Origin of the sequence: Luteimonas composti (assembly GCF_042678665.1) — a bacterium.
Taxonomy (GTDB): domain Bacteria; phylum Pseudomonadota; class Gammaproteobacteria; order Xanthomonadales; family Xanthomonadaceae; genus Luteimonas; species Luteimonas composti.
Genome location: NZ_JBHTKU010000003.1, coordinates 534,194 through 554,169, shown reverse-complemented (window position 1 = coordinate 554,169; position 19,976 = coordinate 534,194). Strand labels below are relative to the sequence as shown.

At 72.1% G+C, this 19,976-nt stretch carries 14 protein-coding genes; all 14 read right to left on the bottom strand.

The features are described 5' to 3' along the window. Positions 1 to 7 precede the first annotated feature (7 nt). On the bottom strand, positions 8 to 1,813 hold the full coding sequence (locus ACFQ2D_RS11290; RefSeq protein ID WP_280941075.1) for a histidine kinase: 1,806 nt from the start codon (positions 1,811 to 1,813) through the stop codon (positions 8 to 10). A gap of 73 nt (positions 1,814 to 1,886) precedes the next feature. After that, entirely contained in the window at positions 1,887 to 3,065 is a 1,179-nt protein-coding gene (locus ACFQ2D_RS11285) for a methyl-accepting chemotaxis protein (protein ID WP_280941074.1), read from the bottom strand. Positions 3,066 to 3,129: 64 nt separating this feature from the next. Then, positions 3,130 to 4,170 (bottom strand): protein-glutamate methylesterase/protein-glutamine glutaminase, encoded by a 1,041-nt coding sequence (locus ACFQ2D_RS11280; protein ID WP_386795651.1) that lies wholly within the window; start codon positions 4,168 to 4,170, stop codon positions 3,130 to 3,132. A gap of 2 nt (positions 4,171 to 4,172) precedes the next feature. Continuing rightward, positions 4,173 to 4,763, bottom strand: a complete 591-nt coding sequence (gene cheD / locus ACFQ2D_RS11275) for a chemoreceptor glutamine deamidase CheD (RefSeq protein ID WP_280941073.1) — start codon at positions 4,761 to 4,763, stop codon at positions 4,173 to 4,175. After that, on the bottom strand, positions 4,760 to 5,626 hold the full coding sequence (locus tag ACFQ2D_RS11270; protein WP_280941072.1) for a CheR family methyltransferase: 867 nt from the start codon (positions 5,624 to 5,626) through the stop codon (positions 4,760 to 4,762). The genes cheD and ACFQ2D_RS11270 overlap by 4 nt, the downstream gene beginning before the upstream one ends. Beyond that, complete coding sequence (locus ACFQ2D_RS11265; RefSeq protein WP_280941071.1) at positions 5,619 to 7,850, bottom strand: putative bifunctional diguanylate cyclase/phosphodiesterase; 2,232 nt, start codon at positions 7,848 to 7,850, stop codon at positions 5,619 to 5,621. Before ACFQ2D_RS11265 ends, ACFQ2D_RS11270 begins: the two co-directional genes overlap by 8 nt. A gap of 381 nt (positions 7,851 to 8,231) precedes the next feature. Further along, the gene (locus ACFQ2D_RS11260) at positions 8,232 to 10,478 is read right to left on the bottom strand and encodes a methyl-accepting chemotaxis protein (protein ID WP_280941070.1); all 2,247 of its coding nucleotides are present in this window, start codon (positions 10,476 to 10,478) and stop codon (positions 8,232 to 8,234) included. A gap of 109 nt (positions 10,479 to 10,587) precedes the next feature. After that, the gene (locus ACFQ2D_RS11255; protein ID WP_280941069.1) at positions 10,588 to 11,007 is read right to left on the bottom strand and encodes a phosphate ABC transporter substrate-binding protein; all 420 of its coding nucleotides are present in this window, start codon (positions 11,005 to 11,007) and stop codon (positions 10,588 to 10,590) included. Positions 11,008 to 11,017: 10 nt separating this feature from the next. Continuing rightward, entirely contained in the window at positions 11,018 to 12,190 is a 1,173-nt protein-coding gene (locus ACFQ2D_RS11250; RefSeq protein ID WP_280941068.1) for a hypothetical protein, read from the bottom strand. Between the two features lie 221 nt (positions 12,191 to 12,411). Then, complete coding sequence (locus tag ACFQ2D_RS11245) at positions 12,412 to 14,793, bottom strand: methyl-accepting chemotaxis protein (RefSeq protein WP_386795650.1); 2,382 nt, start codon at positions 14,791 to 14,793, stop codon at positions 12,412 to 12,414. Between the two features lie 59 nt (positions 14,794 to 14,852). Further along, positions 14,853 to 15,113, bottom strand: coding sequence for a hypothetical protein (locus ACFQ2D_RS11240; RefSeq protein ID WP_386795665.1), 261 nt, complete (start codon positions 15,111 to 15,113; stop codon positions 14,853 to 14,855). Positions 15,114 to 15,344: 231 nt separating this feature from the next. Beyond that, positions 15,345 to 16,115 (bottom strand): flagellar brake protein, encoded by a 771-nt coding sequence (locus ACFQ2D_RS11235; RefSeq protein WP_280942125.1) that lies wholly within the window; start codon positions 16,113 to 16,115, stop codon positions 15,345 to 15,347. A gap of 127 nt (positions 16,116 to 16,242) precedes the next feature. Then, positions 16,243 to 18,468, bottom strand: coding sequence for a methyl-accepting chemotaxis protein (locus tag ACFQ2D_RS11230; protein WP_386795649.1), 2,226 nt, complete (start codon positions 18,466 to 18,468; stop codon positions 16,243 to 16,245). Positions 18,469 to 18,619: 151 nt separating this feature from the next. Beyond that, positions 18,620 to 19,771: an OprO/OprP family phosphate-selective porin gene (locus tag ACFQ2D_RS11225; RefSeq protein WP_280940687.1), complete on the bottom strand. Its 1,152-nt coding sequence runs from the start codon at positions 19,769 to 19,771 to the stop codon at positions 18,620 to 18,622. Positions 19,772 to 19,976: the final 205 nt, after the last annotated feature.

The following is a 19,976-nucleotide window of genomic DNA, read 5'->3' as shown; positions in this document are numbered from 1 at the left end:
GTCCGGGTCATGCCCCGTCCTGCATCGGCAGCTCGGCGCGCACCACGGTGCCGCCGCCCGGGCGCGGGGCGATGGTGACGCTCCCGCCGATCTGGGTGGCGCGCTCGCGCATGGTCACCAGGCCCAGCCCGGCCGGGCGCGACGCGTCGACGCCGCGGCCGTCGTCGGAGACGCGCAGCACCAGCAACGGCCCCGACTCGCCGTCCTCCAGCTCGACCTCGATTTCCACGCACGTGGCACCGGCATGGCGCGCGACGTTGGTCAGTGCTTCCTGGGCGATGCGGAAGCAGGCGAGCTCGGTCGCGGCCGGCAGCCGGCCCTCGAGCGGCGCCACCTCCAGCCGCACCTGCAGCGCGCTGTTGCGTGAGAGCAGCGCGACCTGCCCGCGCAGCGCGGCCTCCAGGCCCAGCGAGTCGAGCTGGGGCGGACGCAGCAGCAGCGACAGGTTGCGCAGCTTGAGCACGGTCTGGTCGGCGATCGAGACGATCTCGTCGAGGATTTCGCGCCGTACCTGGGGATCGTCGCCCAGCGCCTCGTCGGCCAGCGATGTCGCCGCAAGCTTGATCGCCGTGATCGACTGCCCGATGTCGTCGTGCAGCTCGCGCGAGAGCGTGCGCCGCTCGTCCTCCTGCACGGTGAGCAGGCGCTGCGCGACCGACTGCAGCTCCTCGCGCAGGCGGCGCTGCTCCTGCAGGCTCCGGTTGACCTGCTGGAAGGACGCGCGTGCGCGCGCCGCGAGCCCGTTCATGGCGTCGGCCAGCGGCAGCAGCTCGCGCGGCAGGTTGGCCGGGGCCAGCTGCGCGGAATCGCCGTCGAGCGCGAACTGGCGCATTCGCTGCAGCAGCGCGCGCACGCTGCCGCCGAGGCGCCGCATCTTGGCCACCACCACCGCCAGCACGCCCGCCACCACCAGCACCAGCAGCGCAATCACCGCCACCGCGACGCGCCGCAGTTCGGCCTTGACCACGCCGCTGGGCTGCAGCAGCAGCAGGCGCCAGCCATTGTCGAGCGGCGCGGCCACGGCCAGCGCATCCTCGCCGCCGGCCAGCACGGCGTCGAGCTCCTGGACGCCGTCGAAGCCGCGCGCCAGCCGCGCCAGCGCCGGCGCGGCCGCCGGGTCGAGACGGTCGAGCGGGCGCTGCGGCAGGCCCGCGCTGGACTGCAGCACGCTCAGTCCGCGGTCCAGCAGCAACAGTTCGAAGCCGTGCTCGTCCAGCTCGTCCATCGGCAGCAGGGCGTCGGCGCGCATCGAGCCGGCCAGCACGCCGGCAAACTGGCCGTCGCGGTACAGCGCAACCGAGATCGCCATGCGCGCGCCGTTGCCCGGGCCGCGTCCCTGGTAGACGTTGGACACGTGGCGTTCGCCGGTGCGGCGCGGCACCTGGAAATACTCGCGGTCTGTCACCGGACCGATGGCGTCGGCCGGCAGCGCCGGGGTGCTGGTCAGCACGCGGCCGTCGGCATCGGTGACCAGCAGGTGGGCGAAGGCGGGGTAGTAGTGGTTGACCCGGGCCAGGTCCGAATCCCAGCGCGACAGGTCGTCGATGTCGCCGGTGGCGTTGCGCCGGTCGGCCAGGACCTGCATGGCGGCCAGGTGCACGCCGAGGAAGCTTTCGAGCCCGCGCGCACTGGCGCTCGCGGTGGCCGCGAGTCGTGTCGCGCCCTGCGCGTGGACCGACGTGGAGGCCTGCCAGAGCAGGACGCCGGCCAGCGCCAGCGCCGGAAGGAACACCGCCAGCAGCACCAGTCCGGTGAACTGGCCGAGCAGGCTGCGGCCTGCGGGAGGAGGTGAGGCGGCGGGGTCGATCGGCATGGGGCCACGCTACCGGCCGGGGCCGCCGGGCCGCAACTGCGATCGTGCAGCCGCGGGGCCGGACGCGACGCGATCAGAACAGTTCGACGCTGCCCGCGTCCATCGACTGCTGGGTGACCGGCTTGTGCGGCGGGCGTTCCCACTCGCCGCGCATCTGCGCGATGCGCTGGCCGATCTGCGACAGGGCGCGGTGCAGGTCGGCGCCGCCCTGGCCGCCGCTGCGATGCAGCAGGTCCTGCAGCACGGAGGCCTCGCGGTTGATCGCCCCGAGGCGATCGAGATGCACGTTGGCCGCGCCCAGCGCCTGGGTGGCGATATCCTCGAACTGCAGCGAGCGCACCGCCTCGGCGACCGAGCCGTCGATCGCCTTGCTGCATTCGGCGATCTCGCGCATGCCGTTGCCGAGGTTGCGGTTGATGCCGTCCACGCGCTCGAGCATGGCGGCCGCCTCGATCCGCGCCACGCGGCTGCGGTCCAGGTCGCGCGAGGCCATGGTGCTGACGGTCTCGCGCACGCGGGCGATCGAGTCCTTCGAGCTGTGGGCGAGCTTGCGGATCTGCTCGTTGAAGGCGGTGGAGCGCTCGGACAGGTTGCGCACCTCGTCGGCGACCACCGCGAAGCCGCGGCCGGCCTCGCCGGCGCGGGCCGCTTCGATGGCGGCGTTGAGCGCCAGCAGGTTGGTCTGGTCGGCGATCGACTTCACGTCCTCGAGCAGGCTGAAGATGCCGTCCAGGTGCTCGGCCATGGCGTCGATGTGGGTCACGGTGGCGCCGCTCTGGCCGCTGACCGCTTCCAGCGCTTCCACCAGCTGCTCCATCTGCTGGCTGGCCTGCACCGCGAAACGGTGCACGTCCGAGCCGCTGCCGTCGCCGTCCTGGCGGCGGTCGAGGATGCGCGAAGCGACTTCGCTCTGCTGGCGCGAGCGGCGGTTGACCGCGTCGAAGCTCGTGCCCAGCTTGGCGACCGATTCGCGGATCAGCTCGCGGGTGCGTTCGATCTCGCCGCGCGAGCCTTCGACTTCGGCGCCGATGAAGTTGCGCAGTTCCTCCAGCAGCCGGCTCTGTTCGCGCAGTGCGGCCGAGTCGCCTGCGCCGGGGCGCAGCACGGTCCAGGCGAAACCGAGCCACGCCAGGGTCATGGCCGCCAGCGCGCCCCAGCGGACGGCGGGAGCGAGGTCGAGTGCCTGGGACAGCACAAGGACCAGGGTGAGCACCAGGGGGGGTGCCAGGCGAAGCAATACGCGCGAATCCATCATCTGTCCCGAGCTTGAGTGCCGAAAACGGTCTTCCTAGGTAACGGCAGCGGGCCGTCCTGCTTTAGCTGCCGCGCGACAGCGCGAGCAGGCGCTGCGCCACCTGCTCCAGCGCCACCACGTCCTGGGCGGCGCCGTTGGCGACCGCCGCCCCGGGCATGCCCCAGACCACGCTCGTGGCCTCGTCCTGGGCGATGGTGTGCGCGCCGGCGCGGCGCAGCGCCAGCAGGCCCTCGGCGCCGTCGTCGCCCATGCCGGTGAGCAGGGCGGCGCTGGCGTTGCGGCCGGCGTGCTCGGCCACCGACTGGAACAGTACGTCGACGCTGGGGCGGTGGCGGCGCACCGGGTCGTCCTCGCCCAGCCGGCACATCCAGCGCGCGCCGCTGCGCACCACGCGCAGGTGGCGGCCGCCGGGGGCGACATAGGCGTGGCCGGCCAGCAGCGGCTGCCGGTCCGTGGCTTCGACCACGGTCATGCGGCTGTGGCGGTCGAGGCGTTCGGCGAAGGCGCCGCTGAACGCGGCCGGGATGTGCTGGACGATGACCGTGGCCGGGGCGTCGGCCGGCATCTGTTCGAGCACCTCGCGGATCGCTTCGGTGCCGCCGGTGGAAGCGCCGATCGCCAGCAGCCGCTCGGTGGTGCGGTAGCCGATCGGCCCTTCCTTGCGGCCCGAGGGCGCCGAGGCGATGCGCGCCACGCGCGCGCGCGCGGCCTGCCTGACCTTGTCCACCAGCACCGCGCCGTATTCGGCCAGGCCGCGCGCCACGTCGATGCGCGGCTTGGCCACGAAGTCCACCGCTCCCAGCGCCAGCGCCTCGAGCGTCACCGTGGCGCCGGCCTCGGTGAGCGAGGACACCATCAGCACGGGCATCGGCCGCAGCCGCATCAGGTTGCGCAGGAAGGTCAGCCCATCCATGCGCGGCATCTCGACGTCCAGGGTCAGCACGTCGGGCGCCAGCTGCTTGATCTTCTCGCGGGCGATGTAGGGATCGGCCGCGGTGCCGACCACCTCGATGCCGGGGGCGGCCCCGAGCAGTTCGGTCATCAGGGCGCGCACCAGCGCCGAATCGTCCACCACCAGGACGCGGACCGGTCGCGTGCCCATGTTCAGAACAGCTCGACGGTGCCGGCGGCCGGCGCACGCGCCAGGCGGCCGTACAGCGCGCGCTCGGCGTCGACCACGCCGTCGCGCGTGGCCGGCAGGCGCTTGACCAGGCTGCGCCCGGTCTGCACGAAGAAGCAGACCTTGCGCGCCTGGTTGTCGCCCAGGTCGCTGGCGACCACGCGGATGTTCTCCGCGCGCAGGTAGTCGACCACGAAGCCGGCGTTGCGGGTGCCGATCGGATCGCTGTGGAATCCACTCAGCACGTTGCCGCCGCCGAACACCTTGGCCAGCAGGCGCTGGCGCCGCGCGCCGCGCTTGAGCATGTCGTTGATCAGCAGTTCCATCGCGTTGGCGCCGTAGCGCGCGGAGGTGGCGTCGTTGACGTCGCCGCCCGGCAGCATGAAGTGGTTCATCCCGCCCAGGCCCAGCGCGGGGTCGTAGAGGCAGGCGGCCACGCAGGAGCCCAGCAGGGTGACAAGCGCCACCGGCTGGTCCGTGGCCAGGTAGTCCGCGGGCAGGATGCGGATCGCGTGCGTCTTCAGCGTGGCGTCGTAGTAGCTGCCGGCGGGCGGGGCGATGACCGCGCTGTTCATGCGCCACCCGTGCGGGCGACGGCCCGGTAGACGGTGCGGCCGCAGGGCGCGACCAGGTCGGCGGCGTGGTTGAAGCTCTCCGAATGGCCGGCGTACATCCGCCCGTCCGGCGACAGCAGCGGCGCGATCCGCTGCAGCACCGCGTACTGGGTCGGCTTGTCGAAATAGATCATCACGTTGCGGCAGAACACCGCGAGCAGGCTGCCGGGCCTGAGGCCGTAGTCGGCGTCGAGCAGGTTGAGCGGGCGGAACTCCACCAGCGCGCGCAGTTCCGGGCGCACCCGGCACTGGCCGGCGTTGGCGCCGCTGCCGCGCTGGAAGAAGCGGCGCTTGCGCTCGATGTCGATCGATTCGATGCGCTCGAGCGGATACACCCCGCGCATGGCCGACTGCAGCACGGCGGTGTCGATGTCGGTGGCGAGGATGCGCACCGGCGGCGCCAGCGTGCCGAATGCCTCGCAGGCGGTGATGGCCAGCGACCACGGCTCCTCGCCGGTGGACGCGGCGCAGCACCAGATGCGGAGCGGCTGGCCGCTGCTCGGCGCCGCCTGCAGCTGCGCGGCCAGCAGCGGGAAGTGGTGCGCCTCGCGGAAGAACGAGGTCAGGTTGGTGGTCAGGGCGTTGATGAAATGCTGGTCTTCGCCGGCATCCGCGTCCTCCACCATGTCCAGGTAGTCGCTGAAGGTCTCGAAGCCGCGTGCGCGCAGGCGCCGCGCCAGGCGGCTGTAGACCATGTCGCGCTTGTGCGCGCCGAGGTGGATGCCGGCGCGGGCGTGGATCATGCGGCACACGCGCCGGAAGTCGCGTTCGTCGAACGCGAACGGGCGCTCCTCGACCGCCTGTTCGCGCACCTGCTCACGCATGGTCGTGCTCCAGCGCCATGGTGGCGTCGTCGCGCGCGGCGAGCTGGCGCTTCACCCAGTGCTGGAACACGTGCTGGGCCAGGGCCTGCGAGTACAGGAAGCCCTGGACCTCCTGGCAGCCGAACTCGCGCAGCAGGATCGCCTGGTCGCGGGTCTCCACGCCCTCGGCGATCACCTCCATGTCGAAATTGCGCGCGATCAGGGTGATCGAGCGGACGATGGCCTTGTCGCCGCGGTTGCCGACCAGGTCGCGCACGAACGAGCGGTCGATCTTGACCCGGTCCACCGGCAGCCGGTGCAGCATCGACAGCGAGGCGTGGCCGGTGCCGAAGTCGTCGTAGGACACCCGGATGCCGCGGCTGCGCAGCTGCAGCAGGGTGCGTTCGGCGACGCCGTCGTCGCGCAGCGCGACGGTCTCGGTGAGTTCGATCTCCAGCTGCTCGGGCGGCAGGCCGCTGGCGGCCAGCGCGGCGTCGATCTTGGCGACCAGCGCGTCGTCGTTGAACTGGGCCGGGAACAGGTTGACGCCGACCTTGAGCGGGCGGCCCTCCACCAGCGGCCAGCGCGACGCGTCGTGGCAGGCCTGCTGCAGGATCCAGGTGCCGACCTGCGGCGCGATCGCGCTGCGGCCCAGCGCATCGATGAAGGCGCCTGGCATCAGCAGCCCGCGTTCGGGGTGGCGCCAGCGCAGCAGCGCCTCGGCACCCGAGGGCAGGCCGGTGGCCAGGTCGATCTGCGGCTGGTAGTGCAGCTCGAATTCGCCGTCGCGGAACGCGCGGCGCAGCTCGAGGTCGAGCTGGCGGCGGTCGACCGCCTCCTCGCGCATCGCCGGCGAGAAGTGGCGCAGCTGCATGCTGCCGCCGCGCTTGGCATGGCGCAGGGCCAGGGCGGCGAGCGCAAGCAGGCCGCTGCTGCCGCAGTCCTCGTAGGCGGCGGCGTGTCCGCCGGTGGCATCGTCGAACGCGACGCCGATGCAGGCTTCCACGTGCACGCGCTGGTGTTCGATCTCGCAGGGGCGCGCGATCTCGCGCAGCAGCGACTGCAGCTGCTGCTCGATTGCCGCGTTGTCGCCGGCGGCCGGGAACAGGATCACGAACTCGTCGCTGCCGAAACGCGCCAGGTGCGCATCGCCCGGCAGCCACGCCATCAGCCGCGAGGCCACCACCTGCAGCACGGTATCGCCGATGACGTGGCCGAGGGCCTCGTTGACGGCGCGGAAGTTGTCCAGGCCCAGCAGGGCCACGCCGAGCCGCGTGCCGCGGCCGCGCAGGCTGTCCACGGTCGCGAACAGGGCCTCGCGGTTGGGCAGGCCGGTCAGTGCATCGCGCCGCCCGGAGCGGGGCTCGCGCCGCGGCGCGCCGTCGCCGGCATCACGCAGCACCAGCACGGTGCCGCGGGTGTTGCCGTCGTGCCAGGCGCAGCGGGCGGCCTGCACCGTGCGCAGCTCGCCCAGCGAATCGCGGATGCGCAGCTCGCGCAGGCTGCGCAGGCTGCCGGAGGGACCGGCCGGCGCAAGCAGCCAGGCGGAGACCGCCTCGGGTTCGAGCTGCAGCGCGGCCGGTACCAGCTGGTCCAGCATCTGGCCGCGCGAAGCGACCGGGCCGAACAGCTCGCGCGCGGCGGTGTTGGCGAACAGCGTCTCGCCCTGCTCGTCGACCAGGATCACCGCGCTGAAACCGGCTTCGGCGACCTGGCGGCAGCGCGCCAGCAGGTCGCCGCCGAACTGGCGCGTGGCCAGCGTCGCTAGCGGGGCGAGTCGGCCGGCCAGCGCGTCGGCCGCTTCGGTGCGCGGGCGCGGATCGCCGGCGGCCAGCACCCCGAGCAGCTCACCGGCCGGACCGAACAGCACGGTGGCGACCAGGAAGCGCAGGCCGGCGCCGGTCGTCACCAGCGGATCGCCCGACAGCTGCGGGTCGGCGGCGGCATCGGCGATCGCCACGACCGGGCGCGAGGCGTCGACGAGGGTGGGCAGCAGGCTGCCGGTCCATGCGTGCGGCGCGGGCAGGCCATGGCTGGCGGCCAGGCGCAGCCCACCGTCTTCCATGGTCCAGAGCAGGGCGCTGGCGCAGTCGAGCAGCCCGGCCGCCACCGCCAGCACCGCGTCGAAGCCGGCGCCACCGGGGGCGATGGGCGGTTGGCCGGTGCTGGGCTGGCGTGCAGGCGTGCCGGTGTCGGCAGGCGTCCATGTCCGTGCGGGGGCGCGGTCTGCGAGCGGGAGGGGCATGCGGGATCGTCCGTAGGGTGCGGAAGGCGGGGACGGGGGGAGTCAGGGCGGGGCCGCGACCGGGCCTGGCGCGCGGGAGATTCCAGTGCGGGGAAGCAATGCGTTCATGCGGCGCCGTCGTGGTCGATTGGAAGGCTTATCGGCGGCGCCCCGGAAAAATGAGCCCCACCGGTGGCGATCGCGGGCCGTATCAGTCCTGCGATCAACCGCCGATCCCGGGCGACCGCCGCACGCAGGCGCGCTGCCGGGTCTCCGGACGCGACAGGGGCGGCCGAAGCCGCCCCTTCCCTGCACCGCGCTTGATGGCCTCCAGCGCGTTGGCGATGCTGGCGTGGCCGGTGAGCCGCACGATCCGCATGCCGCCAGTACCGGCCGGCGGGATCAGAACTCCTGCCAGTCCCCCGCCGCGTCGGCGACCGCTGCCGGCTTCGGCATGGGGCGCGGTGCGGGCGCGGCGCGAGGCGGTGGCGGGGCCACGGCCCGGCGCGCCCCGGCCTGGGGCACGTTCGGCCTGCTGGCCTGCGCCGCGGCGTCGCCCTGCATCCGGAACCTGGCCACCGTCTGCACCAGCTGCCCGGCCTGCTGCTCCATGTTGCGCGCAGCCGCCGTGGCTTCCTCCACCAGCGCGGCGTTCTGCTGCGTGCCCTCGTCCATCTGGGTGACGGCCTGGTTGATCTGCTCGATGCCGGCGCTCTGCTCCTGCGAGGCGGCCGAGATGTCGGCGATGATGTCGGTGACCTGCCTGATGCTGGCGACGATCTCGCCCATGTTCTGCCCGGCCTGGCCGACCAGCTCGTTGCCGTGGCGCACCTTGTCGGCGGAGTCGGTGATCAGCTGCTTGATCTCCTTGGCCGCGCCGGCAGAACGCTGCGCCAGCGAGCGCACCTCGGCCGCCACCACCGCGAAGCCGCGGCCCTGCTCGCCCGCGCGCGCGGCTTCCACCGCGGCGTTGAGCGCCAGGATGTTGGTCTGGAAGGCGATGCCGTCGATCACGCCGATGATGTCGCCGATGCGGTTGGACGATTCGGTGATCGCCGACATGGTGTGCACCACGCGCTCGGCGATGACGCCGCCCTGCACGGCGACGTCGGCCGCGCCGACCGCCAGCTGGTTGGCCTGGCGGGCGTTGTCGGCGGTCTGGCGCACGGTCGAGGTGAGCTCCTCCATCGACGAGGCGGTCTCCTCCAACGCGGCGGCCTGCTGTTCGGTGCGGCGCGAGAGGTCGTCGTTGCCGGCGGCGATCTCGGAGGCGGCGGAGTTGATCGCGTCGCTGCCGCTGCGGATCTGGGCCACGACCTCGGCCAGCTTGCGCACGGTGCCGTTGGCGTCGGCGGCGAGCTTGCCGAACTGGCCGGGCAGGCCGGTGTCGGCCTGGCGGGTCAGGTCGCCCTCGGCGACGGCCGCGAGCAGGGCGCCCACTTCGGACAGGCCGCGGTCGGCGCTCTGCATCAGCAGGTTGAGGTTGCCGATCATCTCGCGGTAAACGAACTCGAAGCGGTCGCTGTCGCCGCGGCGGCTGAAGTCGCCCGCCACGGCCGCGTCCACCAGTCCGCCGATCTCGGCGGTCACCGATTCGAGGCCGGCCTTCACGCCGTCCACGGCCTGGGTGAGACTGGCCTTCTTGCCTGGCAGCCGTTCGAAGGTGCCCGACAGGTCGCCGCGGGCGTACGCGCCCACCATGTCCACGGCCTTGAGCAGGACCGTAATGTGCGAGCCCACGAGCGCGTTGACTTGGGCGGCCATGTCGCGGAACGCACCTTCGAACTGGTCTTCCGCGATGCGATGGTCGATCTCGCCCGCGTCGTGCTGGCGCGACATCTCGTCCTGGGCATCGACCAGGCGCTGCAGGCCGGACTGCATGTCCGCCATCGAGCCGAGCAGCACGGCCACTTCATCGCGGCCCGTGGCCTGGATCTGCCCGTCGAGCCGACCGCGCGCGATGTCGCGCGCCACGCGTGTGGTCTCCTGCAGCGGCCGGACGATGCTGCGGGTCAGCAGCCAGCCCGATCCGACCGCGAACAGCACCGCCATCACGGCCACCACGAGCAGCCACAGCCTGGCCTCGTCGTAATCCGCCACCGCGCCTGCGTACGCCTGCGCGGTCGCTGTCTCCTGCAACTGGAGATCCTCCTCGAGCAGCAGGCGCCACTCGCGTGCCGCCGGGCCGCCCTCGGACATGAGTGCGTCGCGCGCGCCGGCCTTGTCCCCGGCCAGGACCAGCGCCTCGATCCGGTCGTTGGCTTCGCGGCTGACCGCGCGCGCGGCATCGATGCGCTCGCGCATCTCCAGCGTTCCCGCGTCCGCGGGAAGCGCATACAGCGCATCCCGGGCGTCGCTGTACTGCTGGCGCGCGGCCTGCAGCGATTCGCGCTCCATCGCGATGATGTCCACATCGTCCAGGATCAGCAGGTTGCGCATCGACATGGAGGTGGCCGCGCTGGCCCGGTGCATCGCGTTGAGGTGGCGCGACTTGACGTTGTTGGTGTCGACGATCTCGACCAGCCGATCCTGGATCGACCGCATCTCGACGAAGGCGATGCCCGCAAGCACCGCCATCAGCACCACGAGCAGGCCGAACCCCGTGCCGAGGCGCTTGCCGACGTTGAGGTTGTTGAGGAAAACGAACATGGAATTGCCTCCTGTGGAGGTCGGGCGCGCACGCCCGACGGGCGCGGCGCGATGGGCTGCCCGCGGTCCGCCGGTGCCGGCGCCCGTGGCTGGGCGCCGGCCGGGCGGGTCACGGCTTGAGGACGACGCGGACGCTGGAATCGACGTCGGCGGGAGCGAGGTAGCCGATGGCCGACGGCGAGGCCGCGATCAGCTTTTTCGCCTCGGCGGCGCTGGGCGCCTGGCGGAACGGCTTGGCCTTGCCGGTGAAGGTCAACTGCGCCCAGTAGGACTTGAGCTGGGCGGCATCCTTGCCGGTGACCTTGGCGTAGAACTCGTCGCGCAGCGGACCGTTGGCAATGTCGATCGGGGTCGCCGCGCCGCCGCCGGGAAGGGTGACCGACTTGGCGAGAAAGATCTGCGAGGCCTGGGCGGCGGTGAGGCTGGTGACCGGGCTGTTGGCGGACACCACCACCACCACTTCGGCGCGGGCCACGGCGGGCAGGAGTGCGGCCAGGGCCAGGCACAGGAAAGCGTTACGGAGCTTCATCGTCGGGTCCTCAGAACACGAAGTCGACGGCAGCCGACAGCAGGTTGTAGCTGCCCCCGCGCTGGAAGCCGGGCTGCAGGTTGGTCAGGCCGCCATTGGAGCCGGCGCCGGCATCGACGTGCGACGCCTCGAGCTTGAGCGCGAAGTTCTCGCGGAAGTCCCAGCGCGTGCCCACGGTGAGGCTGCGGCGGTTCTCGTTGTGGCCGGCCAGGATCGCGTTGACCACGCCGACCGGATCGGCTGCACCCAAGCTGGTGTCGCTGTCGATGCGGACCTTGCCGAGCGTGACATAGGGCGTCCACGCGCCCACCCGCCAGCCGGCGCTGGCGTACATGTTGGTGGTGGCCGCGACCATGCCGTCGTCGGTGCCCAGGCGGGTCACCTCGCCGCGTGCGAACCATGTCCCGGGATCGTAGGCGTAGCCGAGCGAGGAGAAGGTCACGTCGTTGTCGGCGAAGCGGAATCGCGACGCAAGCTGCGGGGCGACGGGCGCGTACAGCGCCAGCAGCGACTCGACGGCCGGATCGGCACGGAGCGACAGCGAACTGCGGTTGTAGCCGGCGAAGATGGTCGAACTGCCGAACTCCACGCGTCCCACCAGGCCGATGGTGTCCTCGAGCGAGATCGTGCCGGCGTGGGTGTCGCCGCCGAGCAGCTGCAGGGTCATGGCGGCGTTGCCGACGTTGAACCTGTAGGCGAGTTCGGCGCCGTCGACCGCCAGCGAGGTGTTGTAGACCTCGACCGGCGGCCGCAGCCACGGCATCGCGTAACCGACCTTGCGGTAGTCCGAGAGCATGAACATGGGCGGCGCCAGGCGGCCGAGGCGCAGCGACAGCGCCGGGCTGAATGCGTAGCGGACATGGGCGAGCGTGAGGTCGGGCTCGTACGACCCCTGGTGGTCGTACTGGCTCGTCACCTGCACGACGGCGGAGAAGTTCTCGCCGAAGCGGGCGTCGACCTGGACGCCCAGGCGGCTGTCCGGGTTGGCTGACCAGCTGTCGGAATGGCCCGCGCCGTCAGGCTGGAAGTCGGTCGCGAAATCGGCGTGGTCCTCGCTGTTGTGCACGGCGCCGACGGTGCCGAAACCGCTGAACGAGAACATGGAATCGCCGTCCTGCGCGGCGGCCGCGAGCGGTGCCGCGAGCAGCGCCGCGAGCGAGAGGGGGATGACACGAAACTGCATGGGAAGTCCTTGTGGGAACGGAGTCCGCTTCCTGCGCCGGCTTGCCGGGAAACGCGGGGGTTGGCGTGCAGTGGTTAACGGTTGCTGCGCTGCACGATTGAGCGAGGACGCTGGACAAAATGTCCCAGTCGCGGGTGCAGCTCCGTGTTTCAGGCACTGCGTCACGCATGAAAAAGGGGCGCCGAAGCGCCCCTCCTGTCCGCCTGCGAGAGCCTGCCGGCTCAGAACTCCTGCCAGTCGCCCCCGGCCTCGGTTTCGGCCGCGGCCTTGGCCTTGGCCGCGGCCCGGGACGCGGCCAAGGCGGCGGCTGCCGGTGCCGGCTGGCTGGCGAACTGGACCACGCGACCGCCCGCCGCGGGCGCCGCCCTGGCGGCACGGACGGGGCGGTCGTCCTGGACACGGAACTGGGACACGGTCTGCACCAGCTGCCCGGCCTGCTGCTCCATGCTGCGCGCGGCGGCGGTGGCTTCCTCCACCAGGGCCGCGTTCTGCTGCGTGCCCTCGTCCATCTGGGTGATGGCCTGGTTGATCTGCTCGATGCCCGCGCTCTGTTCCTGCGAGGCCGCCGAGATGTCGGCGATGATGTCGGTGACGCGCTTGATGCTGGTCACGATCTCGCCCATGGTCTTGCCGGCCTGGCCGACCAGCTCGTTGCCGTGGCGCACCTTGTCGGTCGAGTCGGTGATCAGCTGCTTGATCTCCTTGGCCGCGCCGGCCGAACGCTGCGCCAGCGAGCGCACCTCGGCCGCCACCACCGCGAAGCCGCGGCCCTGCTCGCCCGCGCGCGCGGCTTCCACCGCGGCGTTGAGCGCCAGGATGTTGGTCTGGAAGGCGATGCCGTCGATCACCCCGATGATGTCGGCGATGCGGCCCGAGGATTCGGAAATCGCGGACATGGTCTCCACCACCTTGCCGACCACCTCGCCGCCCTGGGCGGCGACGTCGACCGCGCCGATCGCCAGCTGGTTGGCCTGGCGGGCGTTGTCGGCGGTCTGGCGCACGGTCGAGGTGAGCTCCTCCATCGACGAGGCGGTTTCCTCCAGCGCGGCGGCCTGCTGCTCGGTGCGGCGCGACAGGTCGTCGTTGCCCGACGAGATCTCGCCGGCCGAGGCGTTGATCGCGTCGCTGCCGCTGCGGATCTGGCGGACGATCTCGGCCAGCCCTTCGACGGTGCGGTTGGCGTCGTCGCGCATGGTCGCGAACACGCCCTGGAACTCGCCCTCCATGCGCGCGGTGAGGTTGCCTTCGGCCAGCGCGCCCAGTACCCGGGAGAACTGCTCCAGGCTGGTGGCGTTGGCGTCGAGCAGGTCGTTGAGCCGGGTGGCGAGCTGCAGGTAGAAGCCCTGCTTGCCCTCGATGCCGATGCGCTGCGAGAGATCGCCCTCGGCAGCGGCCTGGACGACGCGGCCCAGCTCGACTTCGACATGCACCTGCTGGGTGCGGTCACGCAGCTCGACCACGTACCCGAGCAGAGTGCCGTCGCCGTCCTGGACACGGGCCACGCTCTGGCCGAAGTGCGCGTCTCCCATCGAGATCTCGCACAGATGGACGCCGCTGGTCCGCGCCAGGGCCTGGCCGAACTCCTCGGGGTCGTCCTGGTAGGCATCGACGCGGGTCCCGACCAGCTGGTCGAACTGGAACTCCGGAAGCTGCGTGCGGATCTCGTCTTCGTGCTGCTGCAGCAGCTCGTTGACCGCCGCGTTGGCGTAGATGATGGTGCGCTCCGGGTCGGTGATCATCACGCTGGTGCCCGAGCTGTCGAGCGCGGTGCGGATGCGCAGGTTCTCGCTGGCGATGGCCTGGTCGCGCTCGATGCGCTCGCGCAGGTCGTGCTGCATGCGCTGCATCGCCCGCAACAGGTCGCCGATCTCGTCGGCGCCGCCACCGTCGATGTGGCTGTCGAGCTTGCCCGCGGCCACGTCGCTGGCGACGCGGGCGGCCTCGCGGGTGGCGCGGGTCAGGCTGCGCGCCATCAGCCAGGCCACCGCCAGGCCGACGCCGATGCCCGCCAGCAGCAGGGTCACCAGCATCAGGTTGGAGCTGGCGTAGGTGTTGTGCGCGCGGCTGGTGGCCGCGGCGGCGACGCGGTTGGCGTCGTCCGCAAGCGCCGCCAGCGCGGCGCCGGTGGCGTCGTGCAGGCGGCTGGTCTCGCCGATGAAGGTGTCGGTGGCGTCGTCGGGGAGCTCCAGGTCGAGCATCTCGTTGACCGAGGCGTACGATGCACGCGCGGCGTCCCATGCGGCGGCGAGCTCGGCCAGCAGGCGTTTCTCCTCGCTGGTGTTGGCGTACTGCTCGTAAGCCTTGAGGTTCTCGGCCAGCTGCGCGTCGATGCGGACCGCGCGCTCGCGCGCTTCCTGCTTGGCCGCCGCGCTGGCGCGGACCAGGCCGTTGTAGGACGCGCTCCGGTACTCGCCCAGCAGCGCGCGGGTCTCGCCGACCAGGGTGACGCTCGGCAACACGTCACCGGCCAGTTCGCTGGTGACGCGGTTCATCGAGCGCAGGCCGATGTAGGCGCCGATGCCCTGGCCGAACATGATGAGCAACACCACGCCGAAGGCCAGCATCAGCTTCGGCGTGAGCTTGAGATTCGAGAACCACTGCATTGGGTCATCCCCCCTGATGAAACGAAGCGGCCCGGTCGCCTGCGCGCCGGGCCGAACGGTCACTTGATCGTCGCGAGCTTGATGTCGCCGGGCGCGCGCACCGCGATCTCAGCGCGGCTGGCGTCGCGCTGGATGGTGCCGACCACGCACACATCCTTGCCTTCCAGCTCCTCGGGCGAGGGGCGGAACTTGTCGCGCTGGTCCTGCGGGATGCGCGCGGAGAACGTGTGCCGCGGGAACGCGCCGCCCATATGCAGGAAGGTCGGCTGGCCTTCGGAGTTCTCGGCGTAGCGGGTCTTCTCGACCTTGCCGCAGACCATGCCGTTCTGGCCGACGTGGCGCGCGGCCTGCTCGGGACGGATCGCGTCCTGGGCGAAGGCGGTGGACGCGCAGCCGGCGAGCAGCAGGACGGTCAGGGGACGGGGGCTCTTGGAAATCATGGGTCTACTCCGGTGGGGATGCCTGGTACGCGCCTCGGCGCACGTCTGTGGAGCCGATAGCGGCCGCCGCTCCGGAAACTTGAGTGTTTGCACCAGCCGCGTCGCGCGGGCTCAACCGCCGCGGCGCAGGCGCGCGTTGCGCTGCCGCTCGATCTGGAAGATGTACTGCATGACCTGTTGCTCCATCGCCGCCGGCAGGCCGACGAAGCGGCAGCCGGCGCGCCACTGCGTGGTGCCGGGGGCCTCGTGCGGACGGCTGTAGACCACCTCGAGCGCGACCGCGAACGGCGGCGCGTCGCCCAGGCGCAGCAGGCAGGCGGGGATCCGCGCGGCGGGCTGGAACAGCGTCCTGGCGTCCTCGGGGATGGCGAGGGCCACGCCGCCGCCGCTGATGTCGAGCACGCGCAGGCCGGGGTGGTCCGGGTCCGGCGCATGGTCGGCGTCGCCAACGTGGACGGTGGCCGGCGCGGTGGCCGAAGCCGAGAGCCGGTAGGTTTCGCGGCGCTGCATGCGCAGCAGCGCCTTCGGCCAGGGCACGGAGAAGGCGACGTAGTCCTCGTGGACGATCCGCGCCGGACTCGAGAGGCGGAAGCGGATGGGCACCAGGTCGAGCTGCGCGCTGCAGACCATCCGGCTGGCGGCGGCCATGCGCCGGTTCATCGCCTCGTCGCGGTTGCCGTCCAGCACCAGGGTGCCGTCGTCGTGCACCGCCAGCAGCGCGGTGGGGCAGGCGAATCCGCCCGGCAGCAGGCTGGTGGTGATCAGCGAGCGCGCGTCCACCAGCGCCCGCAGCACGGCCGCGATCTCGCCGGGTTCGCGCAGCGCGAACCGGGAATGTTCCTCGTCGTCCACGAGGTGCGAGAGTTCGTCGGCGACAGGCATCGTCCAGGCCGCTGGGGTCCGTTACCGCGGTATCGGCCGTCGGACCCGGGAGTTGAGCAGGCGCGGCGGCGCGCAACGGGAAAGGGCGGCCGAAGCCGCCCGTTCCCCGGGTGTCCGCCTGGCGGGATCAGAACTCCTGCCAGTCGCCCGCGGCCTCGGCGGCGAGCGCCGGGGCCGCCGCCGCGGCAAGCCGCCTCGCGGGAGCCGGCCGGACCGGCGCCGGGCTGCTGCGCACGGCCCTGGGCGCAGGGGCAGGGGCGGCGGGCTGGCCGGCGGGCGTGTCCTGCATGCGGAACACCGCCACCGTCTGCACCAGCTGCCCGGCCTGCTGCTCCATGCTGCGCGCGGCGGCGGTGGCTTCCTCCACCAGGGCCGCGTTCTGCTGCGTGCCCTCGTCCATCTGGGTGATGGCCTGGTTGATCTGCTCGATGCCCGCGCTCTGCTCCTGCGAGGCCGCCGAGATGTCGGCGATGATGTCGGTCACCTTGCGCGCGTTGGTCACGATCTCGCCCATGGTGCGGCCGGCCTCGCCGACCAGCTCGTTGCCGTGGCGCACCTTGTCGGTCGAATCCGTGATCAGCTGCTTGATCTCCTTGGCCGCACCGGCCGAGCGCTGCGCCAGCGAGCGCACCTCGGCCGCGACCACCGCGAAGCCGCGGCCCTGCTCGCCCGCGCGCGCGGCTTCCACCGCGGCGTTGAGCGCCAGGATGTTGGTCTGGAAGGCGATGCCGTCGATCACCCCGATGATGTCGCCGATGCGGTTGGACGATTCGGTGATCGCCGACATGGTCTCGACCACCTTGCCCACCACCTCGCCGCCGCGCGAGGCCACGTCGACCGCGCCGATCGCCAGCTGGTTGGCCTGGCGGGCGTTGTCGGCGGTCTGGCGCACGGTCGAGGTGAGCTCCTCCATCGACGAGGCGGTCTCCTCCAGCGCGGCGGCCTGCTGTTCGGTGCGGCGCGAGAGGTCGTCGTTGCCGGCGGCGATCTCGGAAGCGGCGGAGTTGATCGCGTCGCTGCCGCTGCGGATCTGGGCCACGACCTCGGCCAGCTTGTGCACGGTGCCGTTGGCGTCGGCGGCGAGCTTGCCGAACTGGCCGGGCAGGCTGGTGTCGGCCTGGCGGGTGAGGTCGCCCTCGGCGACGGCCGCGAGCAGGCTGCCGACCTCGGTGAGGCTGGCGTCGGTGGCGGCCATCAGGCGGTTGAGCTGTTCGATCAGCTCGCGGTAGGCGAACTCGAAGCGTTCGGCGTCGCCGCGCTGGGCGAAGTCGCCGGCGACCGCTGCCTCGACCACGCGCCGGACCTCGGCGTTGGAGTCGAGCATCGAGCGCTTGACCGCGTCGATGGCCTCGGTGATGCGGGCCTTCTCGCCGGGCAGCCGCTCGATGTCGCGCGACAGGTCGCCGCTGGCGTAGCGGGCCACGGTGTCCACGACCTCGCGGTTGAGCGCGATGTGCGAGGCGACCAGGTCGTTGACGCCCGCCGCCATCGCGCCGTAGGCCCCGGGGAACTCGTCCGCCGCCAGGCGATGGCCGATGGCGCCCGCGTCGTGCGCGGACTTCATGTCGCGCTGCGCGCCGACGTAGCGGTTGAGCGTGCCGACCATCTGCCGCATGGAGTCGGCGAGCGCACCGAGCTCGCTGCGTTCGGACACGCTGATCGGGCGGTCGAGGTCGCCGCGCGCGACCGCGTTGGCGGTGGCCATCACCTCGGCCAGCGGACGCACGATCGAACGGGTGATCAGCAGCGCCGCGGCGGTGGCGATCAGCAGGGCCACGACCAGCAGCATGCCGATCGCCCACAGGTTGGACACGTAGCCGGCCTCCTGGCGCGCGACGGCGGCGTCGAGGTCGTCCAGGTTCTGCTGCAGCAGGGCCGCCACCGCGTCGGCGGTGGCCTGGCGCAGGTCGCCCGCGGCGGCGACCGGGCCCGGATCGCCGGACTCCAGTGCCGAGCGCAGCAGCGCACTGTTGTCGAAGTAGGCCGCGGCCCGGGCCAGCACTGCGTCGTACGCGGCGCGTTCGGCGTCGCCCTGCACGCGGGTCGCGAAGGCGCCGGTCATCTCCTCGAACGACTTGCGCCCGGCGACCAGCTCGCCGCCGTATTCCTGCATCTTCGCTTCGTCGCCGAGGCTGCTGACCAGGCCTCGCTCGCTGACGCGGTACTCGGCCAGCGCGGTGGCCATCGCCCCGAGCTCGCGCACGGCCGGGACCGATTCATGGGTCAGGTCGAGGACGACGCCCTGGGCGGTGCCCATGCGCTGGGCGGCGAAACCGCCCATGACCACGATGAGGAGCGCGAGGGCGGCGAAGCCGATGCCCAGACGCTTGCCGATACTGAGTGATGCGAACATCCGGGTGCCTTGAGGTTGATTGGCCCCAGATAACGGCACGCTGTGTTCAGGCTTGAGACGCGATGGCCACCCCAGAGGAGCGGCCGCATCGCCAGGAGACGCCGGTCACGGCCGGCCGGGGATCGGAGGCCGACGCGCCGCGCGGCGCGCCTCAGAAATGGAACTGCGCGCGCAGGCCGAACGCCTCGGGGTCCCGCAGCACGCCGTCGCGCCGCGCGCGGGCGAACACGTAGTTGGCCTGCAGCTTGAAGTTGCGCCCCAGGTACCAGTTCGCGCCGAGCGTCCAGTCGGCCTGGCGGCCGCCGCGCACCGCGCCGTCGTCCAGGTCGAGCCGGCTGTAGCGCAGCAGCAGTTCCAGCGCCGAGGTCGAGGCGGGGACCACGTTGGTGGCATGGCCGTTGTAGCCGCGCGATTCGCCGCTCACCACCCAGCTGCCGAACAGGTAGCCGCCGCGGCCGGCCACGTCCTGCAGCCCGGCATCGCGCTCGGCGCGCACCTCGAGCACCTCACCCTGCAGCGACCAGGGCCCGTGGATCCACAGCCCTTCCAGGCCGAGGCGGTGGATGGTGTCGACGCCGGCCAGGCTGCCGGTGTCGACCAGGCGCACGTCGGTCAGTCCGACTTCCGGGCGCGCCCGCAGGCGCAGCGCATGGCTGTCGGGACGCTCGATGCTGCCGGCGACGCCCAGGTGCAGCACGTCGCCCGACGCATTGCGCGGGCGCCAGGCGGTGCGCGCGGCCAGGGTGGTGCCTTCGTTGCCGCCTTCCAGGTCGCCGCCGTCGAACCAGGCCACGCTGGCCAGCCAGGCCGGCCGCTGCAAGGCCCACTCCGCACCGATCCGGCGGCCGGCGTAGACCGCCTGCACCGGCAGCGCCGATTCCAGGAACGGCGCATTGCGCGAAGAACCGACGCCGTCGAAGCCGACCGGGGTCTTGAACTGGCCCAGCCGCAGGCTGCCCACGTCGCGGCCGAGCAGGCCCTTGGAATCGAGCTTGAGCGCCACGTCCATCCAGGTGTCCGCCTCGAGGTCGCGCTGCACCCCGAACTCGTAATGATCCTTGCGCCGCAGCGAGACGCCGACTTCGCGGCGGCGGAACCCGCTGTCGTCGTCGAATGCGGCCGCATCGATGCCCTGGCCGAGGTGGCCGAAGCCGTTGTGGTCCCAGGCCCAGTTGGCGCTGAACGCGAGTTCGTGCCGCTCGCCCAGCGGCGTCTTGAGCGAGATGTTGCGCCAGTCGGCGGCGTGGGTGGCGCCGGCGGCGGCGAGGAGCGAGGAAGCGAGGAGCAGGGTCTGGATGCGCACGTGGAGTCCTGGCCGGGCGGTGGCGCCGGGCATTGGCGAAGGTGGAGGCAGCGCGCCCGTGGCGCCCGGCGATGATCCCGCCAGGACGGTCCGCAGCACGTGATGCCGGTTGACGCGTTGTCGGCGGTGCGGGTTCGCGCTTGAGCCGCCTGCGGTACGAGCGCCGGCGAACGTGGCCGGGCGCACGCTGGGGTGCCGGGCGCCG

Bases quoted from the DNA above. Each gene is read 5' to 3' on its own strand.
- ACFQ2D_RS11260 (WP_280941070.1), bottom strand. From the start codon at position 10,478: ATGTTCGTTTTCCTCAACAACCTCAACGTCGGCAAGCGCCTCGGCACG.
- ACFQ2D_RS11245 (WP_386795650.1), bottom strand. From the start codon at position 14,793: ATGCAGTGGTTCTCGAATCTCAAGCTCACGCCGAAGCTGATGCTGGCC.
- ACFQ2D_RS11255 (WP_280941069.1), bottom strand. From the start codon at position 11,007: ATGAAGCTCCGTAACGCTTTCCTGTGCCTGGCCCTGGCCGCACTCCTG.
- ACFQ2D_RS11250 (WP_280941068.1), bottom strand. From the start codon at position 12,190: ATGCAGTTTCGTGTCATCCCCCTCTCGCTCGCGGCGCTGCTCGCGGCA.
- ACFQ2D_RS11280 (WP_386795651.1), bottom strand. From the start codon at position 4,170: ATGGGCACGCGACCGGTCCGCGTCCTGGTGGTGGACGATTCGGCGCTG.
- ACFQ2D_RS11235 (WP_280942125.1), bottom strand. From the start codon at position 16,115: ATGCCTGTCGCCGACGAACTCTCGCACCTCGTGGACGACGAGGAACAT.
- ACFQ2D_RS11240 (WP_386795665.1), bottom strand. From the start codon at position 15,113: ATGGTCTGCGGCAAGGTCGAGAAGACCCGCTACGCCGAGAACTCCGAA.
- ACFQ2D_RS11230 (WP_386795649.1), bottom strand. From the start codon at position 18,468: ATGTTCGCATCACTCAGTATCGGCAAGCGTCTGGGCATCGGCTTCGCC.
- cheD (WP_280941073.1), bottom strand. From the start codon at position 4,763: ATGAACAGCGCGGTCATCGCCCCGCCCGCCGGCAGCTACTACGACGCC.
- ACFQ2D_RS11265 (WP_280941071.1), bottom strand. From the start codon at position 7,850: ATGCCCCTCCCGCTCGCAGACCGCGCCCCCGCACGGACATGGACGCCT.
- ACFQ2D_RS11270 (WP_280941072.1), bottom strand. From the start codon at position 5,626: ATGCGTGAGCAGGTGCGCGAACAGGCGGTCGAGGAGCGCCCGTTCGCG.
- ACFQ2D_RS11285 (WP_280941074.1), bottom strand. From the start codon at position 3,065: ATGGATTCGCGCGTATTGCTTCGCCTGGCACCCCCCCTGGTGCTCACC.
- ACFQ2D_RS11290 (WP_280941075.1), bottom strand. From the start codon at position 1,813: ATGCCGATCGACCCCGCCGCCTCACCTCCTCCCGCAGGCCGCAGCCTG.